The 17654-nt window shown below is 64.3% G+C and carries 12 protein-coding genes; 3 read left to right on the top strand and 9 right to left on the bottom strand.

All coding sequences use genetic code 11. From position 1 onward, the window contains the following. Positions 1–431: MFS transporter (locus ACQKPE_RS22615; RefSeq protein ID WP_427668930.1), on the bottom strand; the 431-nt coding region annotated here is incomplete at its 3' end. A gap of 268 nt (positions 432–699) precedes the next feature. On the opposite strand from ACQKPE_RS22615, the gene ACQKPE_RS22620 reads away from it, so the two are divergent. From ACQKPE_RS22620 to cysC, 3 genes are all read left to right on the top strand, one after another. Then, positions 700–2028 (top strand): OprD family porin, encoded by a 1329-nt coding sequence (locus ACQKPE_RS22620; protein WP_427668931.1) that lies wholly within the window; start codon positions 700–702, stop codon positions 2026–2028. A 173-nt stretch (positions 2029–2201) separates the two neighbouring features. Then, complete coding sequence (locus tag ACQKPE_RS22625; protein WP_427668932.1) at positions 2202–2531, top strand: DUF2790 domain-containing protein; 330 nt, start codon at positions 2202–2204, stop codon at positions 2529–2531. A gap of 88 nt (positions 2532–2619) precedes the next feature. Beyond that, positions 2620–3168: an adenylyl-sulfate kinase gene (gene cysC, locus ACQKPE_RS22630; protein ID WP_427668933.1), complete on the top strand. Its 549-nt coding sequence runs from the start codon at positions 2620–2622 to the stop codon at positions 3166–3168. Positions 3169–3284: 116 nt separating this feature from the next. Here cysC and ACQKPE_RS22635 read toward each other — a convergent pair whose 3' ends face one another. The 8 genes from ACQKPE_RS22635 to ACQKPE_RS22670 form a co-directional block, all read right to left on the bottom strand. Beyond that, positions 3285–4781, bottom strand: coding sequence for a TolC family protein (locus tag ACQKPE_RS22635; protein ID WP_427668934.1), 1497 nt, complete (start codon positions 4779–4781; stop codon positions 3285–3287). Between the two features lie 61 nt (positions 4782–4842). Continuing rightward, complete coding sequence (locus ACQKPE_RS22640; protein WP_427668935.1) at positions 4843–12165, bottom strand: Ig-like domain-containing protein; 7323 nt, start codon at positions 12163–12165, stop codon at positions 4843–4845. A gap of 136 nt (positions 12166–12301) precedes the next feature. Then, entirely contained in the window at positions 12302–12889 is a 588-nt protein-coding gene (locus ACQKPE_RS22645; protein ID WP_427668936.1) for a phage tail protein, read from the bottom strand. Positions 12890–12955: 66 nt separating this feature from the next. Continuing rightward, the gene (locus ACQKPE_RS22650) at positions 12956–13264 is read right to left on the bottom strand and encodes a DUF6916 family protein (RefSeq protein WP_427668937.1); all 309 of its coding nucleotides are present in this window, start codon (positions 13262–13264) and stop codon (positions 12956–12958) included. A gap of 14 nt (positions 13265–13278) precedes the next feature. Further along, the gene (locus ACQKPE_RS22655) at positions 13279–13773 is read right to left on the bottom strand and encodes a GNAT family N-acetyltransferase (RefSeq protein WP_427668938.1); all 495 of its coding nucleotides are present in this window, start codon (positions 13771–13773) and stop codon (positions 13279–13281) included. A 182-nt stretch (positions 13774–13955) separates the two neighbouring features. Further along, positions 13956–14939, bottom strand: coding sequence for a sulfotransferase family protein (locus tag ACQKPE_RS22660; RefSeq protein ID WP_427668939.1), 984 nt, complete (start codon positions 14937–14939; stop codon positions 13956–13958). After that, on the bottom strand, positions 14927–15721 hold the full coding sequence (locus tag ACQKPE_RS22665) for an aspartyl/asparaginyl beta-hydroxylase domain-containing protein (RefSeq protein WP_427668940.1): 795 nt from the start codon (positions 15719–15721) through the stop codon (positions 14927–14929). Before ACQKPE_RS22665 ends, ACQKPE_RS22660 begins: the two co-directional genes overlap by 13 nt. A gap of 21 nt (positions 15722–15742) precedes the next feature. Then, the coding region (locus ACQKPE_RS22670; protein WP_427668941.1) for an HlyD family efflux transporter periplasmic adaptor subunit at positions 15743–17654 on the bottom strand (1912 nt) is incomplete at its 5' end.

A 17654-nucleotide genomic window follows, 5' to 3' on the forward strand; every position in this document is an offset into this window, starting at 1 on the left:
TAGGCTAGGCGAGACAGCGACAGGGCCCTGGTGTATTCGCGCTCGTCGGGAAGGATGTCGGGAATGGTGGCCTGGAACGTTGGGGTAAATGCAGCAGACGCAGACTGGAGCACGAAGATAAGGATGTAGACCTGCCAAATCTCTGTGACGAAAGGCAGTAGGAGAGCTACCGACGCCCTGACCACATCCAGCGCCACCAGCATGGCCTTTCTCGGCAGGTGTTCCGCGAATGCTGCAGCCACAGGCGCAACGCCAATATATGCCGCCATCTTGATCGCAAGCGCCGTGCCCAGTACGGCACCCGCTTGGGCGCCGGCGAGATCGAAGGCCAGTAGTCCCAATGCGACGGTAGCCAACCCGGTACCGACCAGCGCGATGACTTGGGCCAGGAACAGGTGTCTGTAGGTTCTATTTTTCAGGACCGATAGCATGCAAACCTCCCGGAAGTGCCGTTTTCCTGGTCGCGATGGAGTAGCGCGGATTGGCAAACAGCGTATCCCCCCGGGGAGGATATGGTCAAAAGGAATGTCATCGAGACAAGTCCGGCAAGAACGGCCGGGCGTCCTGACAAAATCGTAATGTACCCATCATGCTCCAGTTAGTTTTGCGCAGTAATGATTGAGTGCGGCTGCCACTTAGAGACTGAACAATAAATAGCCGCCCTCTCTCTATAAAAACTGCCAAAGGGTCGGAGCAATCATGAAAACAAGTGTGACGCTTTCACTTGCTGTTCTCTGCGTATCGGCAAGTGCCAGCACGCTGGCCATTGCAGCTGAAGTCAATGAAAAAGAAGGTTTCATCGAAGGTAGTCGCCTCGATGTACTGAACCGAAACTTCTATTTCAACCGGGACAACCGCAATGGCGAGCAAGCCCCGGGGGGCGCTGGTTATTCCGAAGCGTGGGCGCATGCAATCATTGCCAAGTTCGAATCTGGCTTCACCCAGGGTACGGTCGGTGTTGGGGTAGATGCGTTCGCCATGATTGGGCTGAAGCTCGATACCGGCGGTGGCCGTAACGGCGCACGCAGTTCGTTCGATATTCTGCCCGTCGACAGTGACGGCAAGGCGCGTGATGAGTACACAAAAGTGGGTGGCGCAGTAAAGGCCCGGGCTTTCGATACCGTCATCAAGGCCGGTGATGTGTTTCCCTTGACACCGGTGGTGTCCTTCGGAGACTCCAGGCTCTTGCCGGAATCTTTCCGCGGCGTGACCTTTTCCAATACCAGCGTGAAAGACCTGACCCTGCAAGGTGGCCGCCTCCATGCCATGAGCCAGCCAGTGTCCAGTGACATGCGAGACAACTTCGCGACCTTCTATGCCGGCCCGGTCGATGCACCGTGGGTGGGTTACTTCGGTGGGGACTACGAGTTCAATACGTACACGACCGTCAGCCTCTACACCAGTCGCTTGAAGGATGCCTGGGACCAACACTACTTCGGTACCTCGTTCACCTACCCGCTCTCGGATGACCTCTCGCTGTTGGCCGGTTTCAACTACTACCGCGCCGTCGACGAAGGCAAGCAACTGCTGGGCGAGTTCGACAACAACATCTGGAGCGGCAAGCTGGGAGTACGCTTTGGCGCCCACACCGTGTCGCTGACCCACCAGCGCAACAACGGCGATGACGACTTCGATTACCTGCGTCAGTCGGACGCGATTTACCTCGACAACTCCATCCAGTACAGCGACTTCAACTCCCCCAAAGAACGCTCATGGATGGTGCGCTACGACTTGAACATGGCGAAGTACGGTATTCCAGGCCTCAGCTTCATGACCCGCTATGGCAAGGGCACGGATGCCGATTACTCGAACGCGAACAGTGTTTATATGCGTCGGGATGGTGACGGCAACCCGCTGACCCACCAGAAGCGTTGGGAACGTAATATCGAGGTTAAATATGTCGTTCAGACAGGCTCGATGAAAGACATGTCGTTCCGGATTCGGCAGGCCAACACACGGGCTACACAGTTCGAATCCGACTTGGACGAGCTCCGCTTGATTGTGGAGTATCCACTGAGTGTCTTGTAAGGGAAGTTTGCCTTTCCAAATTGTAATTCGCCACTCATCCGCCTGTCAGCGTTGACTTGTTAGTTTTTCATCAGGCGTCAAAGCATCAATGCATTCACCTTTGAAGCACATGTGCTCCTTTGGAATAGGTGAATTTTAGCGCCCACTCTGGGCGCTTTTTTATGGGATCGATTATGAATATTTTGAGAAGCTTCGTTATTGTGGGACTGGTATTTTTCACGGTGTCTGCCAATGCGCAAAACGATATAAACGACATCAACGCTCGATTGGAAAAAGCGGGGAGAGACGCCACTGCGCGTTATGCGCAGAGCCTGAACAAGCCCATGCCAACGTTGGAAAACTATCGCTATGACATGACCCTGGATATCGCCAAGGTCGTGCACGTGTCACAGAACGTGCTCTATTGCGGCAATGTCAAAAGCATCATGAGCTACGAAGACACCAACGGTAAATTACACATGGTTCGCTATATGGTCGGAGGGCGATGCTACAACAACAAATAATGGCAGCCATCAAGCGAATGGGCATGCCGCTTTTCGCAACGCTGACAGCTAAGTAAACTCGCGTGACCAGCAAGCAGGAAGCGTCCGTATGCCCCACACAGGAAGCGAACTCGCGCCCCTCGGTGCAGTCATCTGGCTCACCGGCCTCTCCGGTTCAGGCAAATCGACCTTGGCCCAAGCCTTGGCGCAGCGGCTCAAGCAACTGGGCCATGCCTGCTATGTGCTCGACGGTGATGTACTGCGCACAGGGCTGAACGCCGACCTGGGCTTTTCACCCGAAGACCGCAGCGAGAACATCCGCCGCGCGGGCGAAGTAGCGGCGTTGTTCGCCGATGCGGGGCTGCTGTGCATCGCGGCGTTCATTTCGCCCTACCGCGACGACCGCGCACTGGCCCGCAGGGCCTGCAAGGCGCCGTTTCATGAGGTGCATGTGAAGGCTGACCTGGCTACCTGCGAGGCGCGGGACCCAAAGGGCTTGTACCGCAAGGCACGCAGCGGCGCGCTGGTGGGGTTCACCGGGATCGATGCGCCGTACGAGGCGCCGGTGACGGCCGAGTTGGTGGTTGAGACGGCGGGGGTGGCGCTGGAGGTTTCGGTGGAGCGGTTGCTGGGGTATGTGCTGGCGCAGGTGCGTTAGTTCAACAGTCTGTACGAACCAGACGCTGCGTTGGATGGCCGTGGCTGCGCCCCGGTTCGCGGGCAAGCCCGCTCCTACAGGGTTTGCGCAGCCACGGCCATTCAACGCCAGGGGTCTCACGACCCCGGCGCGATATCTCCGCGCTGCCAGCGCGCCTCGTTATTGCCCAGGGCCTGGGCGATATCGGCCAGTTGGTCGGACGGCAGGCTGCTCGGCAGCGGGTCGAGGCCGGCGCTGGCGAACAGTTGCCCATAACTGTTGCGCAGCTCGGCATAGGCCAGGTCGCGGCGCAGGTCGGCCTGCAAGGCGTTCAGCTCACCCTGGATCAACTCCAGCTCACCGATGCCCTGGGCCTGGTGGCGGTTGCGCAGTTGTTCGACGATCTGCCGGTCCAGCGACACCAGCTGCTGGCTGGTGGCGAACTGGCGGCGGGCCTCGTTGAAGTTGGCGTTGGCCACGTACAGTTGCGCCAGAATCGCCATCGACATCGCCTGGCGACGCGCCTCGACCACTTGCTCGCCGGCCTTGGCCACGTCGATGGACGCCGGCCCCGAGAGCACGTTGAACAGGTTCCAGGTGACCTTCACGCCGTAGTCGGCCCAGTTCTGGTTGATCAGGAAACTGTTGCTGTCGTAGTGCCCACCGGCCGAGAACTCAAGACCCGGCAGCATGCGCAGCATCGACTTGCGCACTTCGGCGGCGCTGATGCGCGCCTGGTAATCCTGCTCGCGCAGCTCGGGGCGCGAGGCCAGCGCGTGCTGCTCCAGGGTCTGGAGCTCGACCTTGAGCTCCGGCACGCTGTAGTCGTCGTTGGCTGCCAGGGTCAGGTCGCTGCCCGGCGGCAGGTTGATCAATGCCCCCAACTCGGTCTTGGCCAGCGACAAGGCCCGGCGCTGCTCTTCCAGCTGGCGGGTGGCCTCGATCAACGCACGCTGGTAGCCCAGGGCCTGGATAGGGTCGCCGATGCGTTGCTCGCCCATGCGCTGGCTGTTCTCCTTGGCCACCTCGACACGGGTCATCAGGGTGTCGATCTGGTTGAGCAAGCGCTCGGCAGCCACCGCGCGCCAGTAGGCCGAACGCACGTCCTGGATGATGGTCTGCACCACCTTGCGCCGACGCTCCTGCACGATCAGGCGCTGGTCGCCCTGCTGCTTGGCGCTGACGTAGCTGACGCCGAAGTCCAGCACGTTCCACACCATGGTCAGGTCCGCCACCTCGCGGTCGCGGTCCTGGGAGGTCGAAGGTTCCAGGGACTGGGTGTTGGTCAGCACGCTGCGGCTGCTGGAGGCGCTGACATTGTTGCGCCCGGCATACCCCGCCGACAGCGCCATGCGCGGCAGCATGTCGAAGCTGGAGAGGTCGACCTGGCGCTGGGCCAGGGCTTCTTCCATGACCTTCAGGCGCGCCTCCAGGTTGTACTTCACTGCCCGGGCCATGGCCTGGTGCAGGGTCAACGGCCCTTGCAAGGCCTCCTGGCCCTTGAACATGCGCGACAGGTCGTCCCGTGCCCGCTGTTCACTGACCGATGGCTCGATGGGCTGGGTCTTCACCGCACACCCGGTGACCGCCAACGCCAGAACGCTTACTGCGAAAAACCTAGCTGCTTTGCTCATCCCTGGCCGCCCCCTGGTACGGCACTTTCTTCTTCTCGTTGCATACGTCCTGCCCTACCGCTCACACCTGAGGTACGCGCGCCTTGATCTGCTCCAGGGCGGCCGCCAGGTCCCTGGCCTGGCGATGCTCACCCTGAGTGATGCCTTGCAATTGCTGGCCCAGGGTCGGTGCCCCGGACAAGCCTTTCCCGGCAGCCGCCTCGGCAGCCTGGCGCCATGGCTTGCCGCCGTTCAATTCGTACTGCCCGCCATCGTCGGGCATTTCCTTGCCGAAGATATTGGCCAGGCTGCTGCTGCCGAACACGCTGGCATCGCCGCCACCAAAGCCCAGGAAGCCCGCGCCGGAACCATTGCCGACACCCGGCTGGCTGTTGCTGAACACCTGGGCGAGGAAGCTTGGGGCCAGCGCGCCGTTGTGGATGAAGATGCTGCCCAGGGTCGGCATGCCGCCGCCCAGGTTCGGCACTTCGAACAACGGTGGCGGCAGCAGTGGCGACTGGAACGGTGGCGGCACGGGCGCGATGGGTTGCTGGATCTGCGTGCCAGAATCCAGGGTCGGCAGCGGCGTTGGCGTGGCGCGGAATTCCGGGTCGCCGTCGTTGCTGGAAAGCCCCAGCGCCCGCCCGGCGAAGCCCCCTACGATGGCGTTGCCGGCAGCATCCTGGATGCCTGTGCCGCTGGCATTGAGCGCCAGCGCCAGGCTACCGGCACCGGTCACGTTACCGACGTTGACCTGCCAGGTGCGGCCATCGATACGCACCAGCGACAGCAAGGTACCGCTGGCATTGCCGGTGGTCACCAGGCTGAAATCGCTGAGGTCGACGCCCGTGACGTCTTCATTGAAGACCACGGTGAAGCTCTGGTTACCGGAGGCGCCCGGCAGGTTCGGCACGATGCTGACCACGCTCGGCGGCACGGCATCGACGATCACCCCGCTGGTGTTGCCGACGTTGTTCAGGGTCGGGTTCAGCGCATTGCCGGCGGCATCGTGCAGGCCACCGCTGCCGTTGGCCAGCCCGGTCACCTGGATGCCATCGCTGTCGCTGTCACCCACTTGCACGGTGTACTGGAACACCAGGGTGGTGGTGCCGGAACCCGCAACATACTCGGCCAGCACGGTCCGCCCGCCGATATCCAGCGTCAGGTGCGGCACGCCATCGACGATCACCACTTCGTCGGTATTGACCACGAAGGTCAGGGTGTCGCCGGCGTTGTAGGTCACGCCTACCGGCACGTTCACCGAGGTCACCTGCGGTGTGACACGGTCGACGGTGTAGGTCGCACCGGTCAGCCCGCCATTGATCGCGTTGCCCGCCGTGTCGGTGATGCCGGTGCCGCTGCTGTTGAGGTTCAGGCCCAGGGTGCCGATGCCGCTCACGCCGCTGACGGTGACCTGCGCGGTGCGCGCGTCGATCCAGGTCAGGCCGGTGATGGTGCCCGCGGCGCTGCCGGTGGCGACCAGCAGGAAGTCTTCGATCCCGACCCCGTTCACCGCTTCGCTGAAGGTGACCGTGTAGCGGATGCTGCTGGCGCTGCTCGGCGATGGGTCGACGGTAACGATGTTTTGCGCAGTCGGCGCCTGGGTATCGATGGCGTAGTTGTTCGAAATGGTGATGCCGGAACCTGAGTTGCCGGCGGCATCGCTCACACCGGTGTTGTCCATGACGATGAGGTTGGTGGCGTCCTCGACACCGACGGTCGGGGTGAAGGTGACGGTCCAGGTGATGTTGTCGGTGGTGCTGAGCCCAGTCAGCGTGCCGTTGGCCACGCTCAGGTCTGCCAGGCTGAAGCCGGTCACCGCCTCGCTGAAGGTGATGGTCACCGTGGTGCTTTCACCGCCGCTCAGCGTCGGGTCGGCGACCACGATGGTAGCGGTCGGGCGCTGGGTGTCGACGGCGTAGTTGATCGAGGCGGTGGTACCGGAACCGGCGTTACCCGAGTTCACGCCGACCACCCCGGAATTGTCCAGGACGATGACGTTGGTGGCGTCCTGCACGTTGCCAGTGGGGGTGAAGAGGGCGGTCCAGGTCAAGCCGCCATCGGCACTGGACAACCCGCTCAACGTGCCGTTTGCCGCAGTCAGGTCGCTCAGCGTGAAGCCGGTGACCGGCTCGCTGAAGGTGATGGTCACCAACGAGGTTTCGCCGATACGCAGGCTGGTATCGGCCAGCACGATGCTCGCAACGGGTTGCTGGGTGTTGATGGTGAAGTTGTTCGAGCTGGTGGTGCCGGTGCCGGCGTTACCGGCCTGGTCGACGACACCGGTGTTGGTCAGGGTGATGACGTTGGTGGCGTCCTGCACATTGGCGGAGGGGGTGAAGGTCGCGGTCCAGGTGATGCCGCCATCGGCGGAAGACAACCCAGTCAGGGTTCCGTTGGGCACGTTCAGGTCGGCCAGGGTGAAACCACTCACCGCTTCGCTGAAGGTGATGGTCACCAGGGTGGTTTCGCCCACGGTCAGGTTGGGGTCGGCTACCACGATGGTCGCGGTCGGGCGGATGGTATCGACGGTGTAGCTGTTCGAGTTGGTGGTACCGCTGCCGGCGTTGCCAGCCTGGTCGGTGACCCCGGTGTTGTCCAGCATGATGACATTGCCGGTGCTCTGGCTGGCGCCGCTGGGCGTGAAGGTCGCCGTCCAGGTCAGCCCGCCATCGCTGCTGCTGACCGTGCTGAGGTTACCGCCGCTGACCGTCAGGTCGGCGTTGGTGAAGCCGGTGACCGGCTCGCTGAAGATAATGGTCACCTGCGAGGTCTCACCGATGCCCAGGTTGGTGTCGGCCATCACGATGGTGGCGGTCGGGCGTATGGTATCGATGGTGTAGTTGGTCGAGGTGCTGGTGCCGGTGCCCGCGCTGCCCGAATCGACACCGACCACGCCAGTGTTGTCCAGGACGATGACGTTGGTGGCGTCCTGCACGTTGCTGGTGGGGGTCAGGGTGGCGGTCCAGGTAATGCCATCGCTGGTGGACAAGCCACTCAAGGTACCGTTGGCCACGGTCAGGTCGGCCAGGGTGAAGCCTGTGACCTGCTCGCTGAAGGTGATGGTCACCGTGGTGGTCTCACCGATGCTCAGGTTGGTGTCGGCCACCACGATGCTCGCGGTGGGTTGCCGGGTGCTGATGGCGAAGTTGTTCGAGTCGGTGGTGCCGCTGCCTGCGTTGCCGGCCAGGTCGGCGATGCCGGTGTTGGCCAGGGTGATGACGTTGGTGGCGTCCTGCACATTGGTGGCAGGGGTCAGGGTGGCGGTCCAGGTGATGCCGCCATCGCTGGAAGACAAATTGCTCAGGGTGCCGTTGGGCGCGGTCAGGTCGGCCAGGGTGAAACCGCTCACCGCTTCGCTGAAGGTGATGGTCACCGTGGTGGTCTCGCCCACGGTCAGGTTGGTATCGGCCACCACGATGGTCGCGGTCGGGCGCAGGGTATCGATGACGTAGTTGTTCGAGGCGGTGGTGCCTGAGCCTGCGTTGCCCGCCTGGTCGGCGACCCCGGTGTTGTCCAGGGTGATGGTGTTGACGGTGCTCTGGATACTGCTGGTAGGTGTGAAGGTCGCCGTCCAGGTAATACCACCATCGCTGCTGCTGACTGCGCTGAGGGTGCCGCCGCTGACCGTGAGGTCGGCATTGGTGAAGCCGGTCACCGGCTCGCTGAAGGTGATGGTTACCAGCGAAGTTTCGCCGATACGCAGGGCGCTGTCGGACATCGCGATGGTGGCGGTCGGGCGCGCGGTATCGATGGCGTAGTTGTTCGACGTGGTGGTGCCGGTGCCGGCGTTGCCGGCCGCATCGGTCACCCCGGTGTTGTCCAGGGTAATGATGTTGGTGGTGTCCTGGATGTTGCCGGTGGGCGTGAAGGTGGCGGTCCAGGTGATGCCGCCGTCGCTGCTGCTCACGGTGCTGAGGGTGCCGTTGGCGATGGTCAGGTCGGCGTTGGTAAAGCCTGTGACCGCCTCGCTGAAGGTGATGGTCACCGTGGTGGTTTCACCGACGCTCAGGTTGGAGTCGGCCACCACGATGACCGCGGTCGGGCGCGCGGTGTCGATGGCGTAGTTGTTCGAGTCGGTGGTGCCAGTGCCAGCGTTGCCGGCAAGGTCGGTGAAGCCTGCGTTGTTCAGGGTGATGACGTTGGTGGCATCGGTAATGTTGCTGGTGGGGGTGAAGGTGGCGGTCCAGGTGATGCCGCCGTCACTGCTGCTCACAGCGCTGAGGGTGCCGTTGGCCAGGGTCAGGTCGGCATTGCTGAAGCCGGTCACCGCTTCGCTGAAGGTGATGGTCACCAGCGAGGTCTCGCCAGCCCTCAGCGCCGTGTCGGACACCACGATGCTGGCGGTCGGGCGCACGGTGTCGATGGCGTAGTTGTTCGAGTCGGTGGTGCCCACGCCCGCATTGCCGGCAAGGTCGGTGACGCCTGCGTTGTTCAGGGTGATGAGGTTGGTGGCGTCGGTGATGTTGTTGGTCGGGGTGAAGGTGGCGGTCCAGGTGATGCCGCCGTCGCTGCTGCTGACGTTGCTGAGGGTGCCGTTGGCGATGGTCAGGTCGGCATTGCTGAAATTGGTCACGGCCTCGCTGAAGGTGATGGTCACCTGCGAGGTTTCGCCAATTCGCAGTGCGGCGTCGGCAACCACGATGGTGGCCGTCGGCGGCACGGTTTCACGCACCGCGACAGTGACCGTGGCCGCTGCCGAGGTACCGCCGTCACCATCGTTGACGGTGATGCTCACCGAGCGGGTGGCCTGGCTGATGCCCTGGCTGGCGTTGCTGTTGTCGTAGGTCAGGCTGCTTATCAGCGCCTGCACGGCCGCCGCGTTGGCATTGGCGTTGAAGGTCACCACCAGGTTGGCGCCGCCGGTACCGCCACTGACGGTACCGATGGAGACACCGCCGTAGGTGACATTGCCGCCGCTGACGGCGATCTGCCCGAGGTTGCGAATGCCCAGCACGTCCTCGCTACCGACGCCGTTGCCGACCGACACGGTGAGGTTGCCACCAGCGAAGTTCGCGGAGTCGGCGTCAGTCACCGTGGCATTGCTGCTAGTGTCCAGCAGCACGCTGCCGCCACCCTGGTTGTAGTTGGCGGAATCGCCGTTGACGTTGCCGATCACCGGCGGAACATTGAGCGGCATCACCACCACCGAGGCGGTGCGCACGGTGCTGCCCATGTCGTCGTTGACCGCCACGGTCACGCTGCGGGTACCCGAGGTGTGGCTGGGGTTGGCGTTGCTGTACTGCACCGAGGCCAATACGGCGCGGTACTGGGCCAGGGTGGCGACGCCGCTCAGGGCCAGCACCGAGGTGCCCGAGCCGCTGATGGTGATGCCGTAGCTGGCTGCCAGGCTGATCTGCGCGGCGCTCAGGGTCAGGGTTTCGCTGCCACCGTCGAGCTGGCCGGAAAGGCTCAGGGTGGCGCCGCTGACCTGGGTGTCGCCGTCGGTCTGGCTGAGGTCGATGTTCGGCACGATCGCCACCGGGGTGCCGGTGTAGTTAACCGTGCTGTTATTGCCGCCGGTGGTGGTGTCCAGGTCGACCACCGGTGGGGCGCTGTACAGCACCTCGTATGCACCGATATCGACGCCGCCGCCGCGTGGGCGGTCGAAGCCGCGCAGGTCGGTGGTGGTCGCGCCGCTTGCCGTGCCCTGGTCGATGGCGTTGGTGGCGCTGGCGGCCAGGCGATAGTCGCCGGCGGCGGCGTTGACGAAGTTCACCGAGGTGCCGATCAGGTTGGTGGTGCTGGTGTAGCCACCGCCGCCACCACCGTTGGTCGCGGCATCGAGTGCCGCGCCGTTGACTGTGTTTCCGGTGATGATGCTGTTCTGCACGGTGACCGTGCCAGCGCCACCATTCACCCAACCTATGCCTGCGGAAGTAACGCTGCCGGTGCTGGTGTTCAGGAAAGTGTTGTCGGCAATGGTGCTGTTGATGATGCGGACCGAACCACCGGCGTTGCTTAGCACGATCACCGAGGCACCTGCGACGGTACCGGCCCCCGCGAGCGTGCCGGTGTTGCGATAGATCGCCACGTTTTCGAGCACATGGTTGTTGGCACCGCCCAGGCGCACCAGCGAGGACATCCCAGTGTTGCCCACAATGCTGGTGTCGTTGTCATGGATGGTGGTGTTGCGTATCACCACGGTCGAGCCGGCCGTGGTGTTCGAGTTGATCACCGAACCTGCGTTGTTCTGGAAGTTCGAGTCTTCGATGGTGATCGAGCCACCGTTGGCCCGGATGGCACCACCTGCGGCGTTGCTGGAGAAATGCCTGAAGTCGAGGTTGCGAACGGTCAACACGCCGTTGGTATTGCTTTGCAGGCCAGACGCCTCGCCGGTATCGCGTGTGCCGTTGTTGTTGACGTCGCCGCTGAAAATGATGTCGCCGCGCCCATCGCCGTCGACATCGCCGTTGATGATGATTTCACTGGTGACCAGCAAGGCGCTGGCACTACTCCAGCGGATCGTCGCGCCCTTGAGCGATTGGTCGAAGACAATGATATCGGCACCGGTACTGCTACCTGCCGCCGAGCCATCCACCGAGAGGTTGGTGTTGGCCGCCTGGATCGCCTCAGCCAGCGATACCTTGCCATTGACCGCAGTCGAAGAGGCGTCGGTGTCGGTCACCGTAATGGTGGCCAGCGAGGTATTGAAATTCGATACGTCGCCACGCTGCACGCCGGTACCGCTGGCCACGATGCCCGCCACGGTTTCCAGCGCCCAGTTCTCGCTGGCACGGTTGCCGGTCGAGTCGGAAGAGGCTGCCACGTCGGCGCCGGTCAGCCGCGCGACTTCGTTGACGAAGGCCTGGCCGCTGTCCCCAGCGCCGGTATTGCAGGCGAAGAAGCGAATATCGCCACCGGCCACCAGGCTGTCGCCGATGCGCGCCAGGTCCGCCGCATGGCTGGCCAGCTGGTTGCCCCAGATGGCATTGCCGGCCAAGTACACATAGCCTTTGTCGCCGTGGCTGATGATGTCGATGGACGACACGTCGGTGCGCCCGGCGAGGTAGTCGGCAATCTGCTTGAAGCCGTCCTTGCTGTTGTCCAGCACCACCACCTCGACGCCCTCAGGCAGGCCGGCGATGAGTTTCTGGTAGTCGCTGACGGCCGAGTCGATGAACACCACTTCCCGGCCGGCCGTAGCAGCGGGCGCGGCGGCGGTGCCAGGCGCGGCGTCATGGGCGGCGGCGACATCCTTGGGGTTGCTGGTGTCGGGAGGGGCTGCGCTGGTGTCTTTGCCGGTGGCCGCCTTGGCAGCTTCGACGGCCTGGGCGCCCTGGTCGGCGACCACGGCCACCGAGGCGTCGAACATCATGCGCGGCTCCAGGGCCTGGATGAGGCTCGGCCGTGGCGTGGAAACAGCAGGTTGAGGGGTGCGCTTGCCACGTTTCCAGAATGCCATGGTGAACCTCGATCAGCCCCGGGGCTGGTTGTTCCTGCCGCGCCGGGTAAGCGCAGGCGCGTGCGTTGTAGAAAACCTCGACGGGCCATGGGGTCGCGAAGTGCACCCCATGGCCCGTCTTGGCGGTTACCCGTCCTCAGTTACGAGACGGGAACAGGCCTGCGGTTGCGATGATGTAGTTGACGCCCAGGTACGGGCTGCGAATTTCTATCGGCACATTGCCGCCAGAGGTAAACGCAGCGCCCGTAGGACGCGCGGTGAACGGCGCCAGTGTGGTGGTGGGCTGCTCGCTGGAATAGATGTCCACGGTTGCACCGGTACCGGCGCTGTCGACCGACTTACCCAGCACGCTGGCATTGCTCGGTATGGCCAGGTTGGAGTCGGCGATGGCCACCGGAATCGCCACCGGCACGGTGACCTGAGTCATGTTGACCGTTACCGGCGGCACGTTCATCGAAGTCAGGGTCACCTGCTCGGTGCCGGCCTGCTCGCCCAGCTCGATCGGCGTCAAGCCTGGCCCCTGCCCCGCACCGATCGGGCTGCGACCGCGCATGTCGGGCAGGCCGAAGGTGGTCTGGCCGTTGCCGCCGTAGGTGGTACCGAGGATCGAGAACAGCGCGGTGTTCTGCGCGACGCTCAGCAACTGGCCCTGGCAGAACGCCCAGCCGCGTGGGGCGAAGTTGCCGCCGAAAATAATGATTTCACCCAGGAATGGCTCACTCATCTACTGCGCTCCTTTGATGGTGCTGCGAGCACGGGCCACCTGGCCCGCGGAATCCGTTTCGGGCCCTCAGGCCGGCTTGTCCATGTGAAACACCGCTTGCAGCACATTGCGCCCATCGGTGTCCGGTAGCGTTGGGGTCATCAGCAGCAGCCAGCCTTCCTCACCGGGTGGCGACAGGCGAAACACCGCCTGGGGCAGGACCACACCATGGGGCAGGGCGAAATCCGCCGAAAAGCACTGGTAGCGCGGCGACATAGCCACACCGTCGGTCACGGCGAGCAGCTGCGCATCGAGCGCCTGGTCTTCGCCGATCCACAGTTGGAAAAGGCTGCCCGTGGCGTCTTGCAGGGCTTGCTGGGTGGGCATGACGTACATGTCTGGGTCCTTGTTCAGGCTGGAGTGGCAGTGGCGAGGGCTGGGCGGCGCATCTTCAGGTACACGCCGTTCTCGCCAACCTCCTGGAAACCATTGCGTTGGTACAGGCGCAGCGCCGGGTTGTGCGCCGTGACGTGCAGGCCGGCACTCAGGCCCTGGGCATCGGCCTGCACCAGCCATTCGGTCATCAGCTGCGAGCCGATGCCCTGGCCTTGCCAGTCGGGTAGCAGTGCGGTGTCGATGATTTGCAGGTGGCTGTCGGTCCACAGCAGGTAGGCGCGGCCAATGGGCTGGCCCGCCGCCTCGATGACCAGGAACTGGCCGTCGGCGAAATGCGCTTGGTAGTAGTCGTGCTGGGCTTGGAACTGCTGGGTGAGGAACGTCTCGATCGCCGCCGTGTCCCAAGGGGTATGGGCCATTTCTTCGGCGCGGGTACTGGCGTACAGGGCACGCAGGAAGCCTTGGTCGGCAGCCACGCAGGGGCGAAGGGAAACCACGGGTGTTGGCATGATGTGTCTGGCTTCCTTGCTAGCGACCCCGGCTGGGGACGGACTTCCGAGATGGATTGTCCTACACGATGGCTTGAGCGTAGCCGATGGATTAGGCATTTCGCCATCATCACTCGTCGGATAATTTTTTATTTTTACAAACACCCGTTTGAGGGCTTTTGACGCCAGTTTCCAGGCGCCAATCAAGCATTGCTCAGGCGCACTGCCTCAAGCTCCGCGTAAGGCGCCCAGGCCCAGCGCTGCACCGCCTCGCGCACCGTTGCATCGGCCTCGTCACGCTTGCGCCGGGTATCGCTGCTGAAGGTCATGGCCGGTTGCTTGGCATCGAAGGCGGCAATCTGCTGCAAGTGCTCGGTGTCCCCCGGCATCACCCCCAGCAACGGCGCCAGGCGCCCCCAGGTGGCGTGGGGTAGTTCGCTGTAGTTCAGCGCGATACCACCATGATCGCGACACAATTCCAGCCCAGCGCGCAAAATTTCGCCAATCATCCGGCAGGTGTACTCCACCGGGCTCATGCGCTGGGCATCGGGCAGCAGGCGGTCCAGCACCGATGGCCCCAGCAACCCCGGTACCCGGTGCATGCCGGCCTGGCGCAGCTGCGAGACGACGATTTCCAGCGGGTCGCGGTACAGGAACACCCGCGGGGTGTCCGGGTACAAGGCCGCCAGCAACGGCGCCTCGAACACATTCCATGCATCGAGCTTGATCACCAACTGCTGTTCATCGCCCCGCCGCTGCTGGCCATAAGCTGACAGCAGCGCCTCCACGGCTCGCGGCTGCCAGGCAGCGGCCTTCGGGTCGAACAGATGGGCACGCAGCAGGTTGTCCAGTGGCGGCGGCTCGGACAGCACCACATTGCGCTCAAGGCTCGCCAGCAACTGCGCCACCAGGGTGGAGCCACAGCGCGAGGCATGGAACACCAGCGCCCCCGGCGCCAGGCCAGGGCTTCGCACCTGCCAGTCGAACAGCGGCGTAAGCCCGGTTTCGCGGCGTAGCGCCTGGTTGAACGGCAGGCGCAGGGCGACATCCACGTCGTCGCGGAAAAACGGTTGGGTCAGCCGGCTTTCACCGAACCAGCACCAGTCCACCCGCCACTCGCCATCGCGCAGCCAGGTGCGAATCGGCAGCCAGCCATGGAAATCACCTTCGTTGCCTAGACTCGCCATTGGTCGCTCCACGCCTGCTTGCCCTGGCGCATCGCGCCCCTTACCTCAGCCTCGGAAAACTCAAGCCCCAGCCGCTCGCACTCAAGCAGCACCTGGGCGATGAACGCCTGTGGGTCGGCCATTGCTTGCAGACGCTGTGCGAGCGCGGGGTCGGCCACGACACATTCGCGAAAACGGGCGAAATCCTGCCCCGCCCTGCCCAGTTGCAAGGCGGGCGTCTGGGCCAGGCCCTGGTCGATCAAGCACAGCAATGCCGGGTCGGCCTCGCAGTCGATCACCAGGTGCACCCGCTCCAGCGCACTGGGGTTGTCTACCCGGTGCGGGCGCGACAGGTCGAGGAACCAGCATTCACCGGGGCGCATCGGTACCTGCAAGCCATCGACCAGGAACGCCACGCCCTCGGGGCTGAGCAACGGCACGTGCAAGCGCAAGCAGCCACCGGGGCTGCCCAGGTCGGGGTCGCGGTGCTCATGGATGCGTGCGCCAGGCCCCAGGCGCAACAGCCGAGCCGCACGCACCTTGGCGGGCCAGCGTTGCAGCAGCGCCTGCCAGGCCGGCTCGTCGCGCCACCAGGCGCTGTGCACCGGCGCGCCGAGGCCGGGGGCCAAGGGCAGCGGTGCATCCTCGGCAGCCACCAGGGCCACGCCGCTCCAATCACCCTGGTGGTAGTCGCGGTTGAAATGCGCCTGCCAGGCCTCGGTATCGAGCCGCGCCAGGGCTTGCAGCAAACCGGCCAGGTCGATGGCCAGCGGTAGTCGGGAACAACGCGGCAGGTCAGGCATGCCGGCTCCTGTGTTCAGTGTCTAGAAACCACTCTCTCGTACCCCCAGCGCCACCATCCGGCGCCAGGCAGCCCCCAGCAACGACTCACGCACACCACTCAACACCACCACGCCGCGCTGCGGCTGGTGCAACTCGCCGGCCTCGTCGAGCAAGGCCAGGCGCGCGCCATACTGGGCTTGCAGCGGTTCGGCCCGCTGCTGGGCATCGCGGCGCACGGCAATCGGGCCGTGGCGGTCGGAGGCCAGCGCTTCGATTTCCAGGAAGCCCACCCCGGTGGCATCCACTTGCTCAAGGCGCACGTCCAGCGCCGCACGGGCCGGGTCGTCGGCGATGAAGCGCCCTTCGCTGCCAGGGCCGACGCGCCACAATGCATCCTCGGCCAGGTAACCACGCAGGCGCAGGCCCGGCTCGACCACCCGCGCCAGCACCTGCCCGCCCCCCAGCCACTGGCCGGGCACGAGGTTGGCCGGCAGGTCACGCAGCACGCCGGCCTGGGGCGCACGCAGTTGCAGGCGCTCGCGCTGCGCGGCAATGCCGCGGAACTCCGCCACCGCCTCGGCCAGGCGCTGCTCGAGAATGCCGGCGTCGCTGGCGGTGGCGCTGCGGCCAGACTGACGCCGCAGCATCAATTGCAGGATGTCGATTTCGCGGCGCACGATGGCTTGGCGCGAGTCCAGGTCGGGCGACTCCAGCTCCATCAGCAGCTCGCCTTGTTGCACCGCCTGGCCATCCTGCACATGCACCGCCTTCAGGCGTGCCGCCACCGGCGCATGCAGCACACCCACCCGCGCCGCCTCGAGCAGCGCTGGCACCTCCACCGCACTGCGCCAAGGCACGGCCAGCAGCAACAGCAGCAGCACCAGAGCCCCGCCAGTCAGCAACACCTTGCGCGGCTCGGCCTGCTCGCGGCGTTGCCACCATTGCTGCATTTCCTTCCACACCGGCAGGCCGATGAACCACACCAGCTCCACTACCATCAGGAAGATGCCCAGCACCTTGAAGAACAGGTGATACACCGCCAGGGCGATGCCCAGGAACAACACCGCGCGCCACAGCCAGGCACCGTAGCCCCACACCAGCAGGCGCTTGTGCATGGGCGCAGGCCAGGCCTCGGGGGGCGGCTCGCCATAGCCGAACAGTGCCTCGCGCAGGCGCCAGCGGCACAAAGCGAAGGCGCGGTTTTGCAGGTTCTCGATGCCCCACAAGTCGCTGATGATGAAATAACCGTCGAAACGCATGAACGGGTTGAGGTTGATCGCCAGGGTGGTGATCCAGGTGGCGCTGGCCAGCATGAACGCTGCCGTGCGCGCTGGCCCGTCGGGCAGCAGCGACCAGGCCAGCAGCGCCAGCACCGCCAGCACCAGCTCGGCGAAGATCCCGCCGGCGTCGATCAGCAAGCGTGAACGTCGATCACTGACCCGCCAGGCATCACTGACGTCGGTGTAGAACATTGGCAGCAACACCATGAACGCCAGCCCCATGCTCTGCACCCGGCAGCCGGCGCGCTTGGCCATGAAGGCATGGCCGAACTCGTGGCACAGCTTGGCGAAGGTCAGCGCGATGCCGAACGCCAGCACGCCGCCGAAGCTGAACAGGTGTGGGAAGGTGGCGATGAAGCGTGACCAGTCGCGGATCACCAGGAACAGCCCCAGCGCCAGCAGCAACGGCAGGCCAAGGCGCAGGATCCAACCGCCATGGCGGTGCAGCACCGGCCAGGCGCGGTTGAGAAACGGGTCGGGGCGCCACAGCGGAATGCGGAAGAACAGGTATTGGTGCAGCACCCGCGTCCACAGGCCCTGGCGCGTGGCGGCGGCCTTGGTGGCGTAGCTTTCGCGCTGGGCGGCGTCTTGCGCGCTGAGCAGGTCGTACTGGCCAAGGAAGTGGAACAGGTCTTCCAGCGCGTCGGCGTCCAGCGGCACGCCTGGCTCGGCA

Origin of the sequence: Pseudomonas sp. NPDC089554, from assembly GCF_050280645.1 — a bacterium.
In the GTDB taxonomy this organism is placed as follows: Bacteria; Pseudomonadota; Gammaproteobacteria; order Pseudomonadales; family Pseudomonadaceae; genus Aquipseudomonas.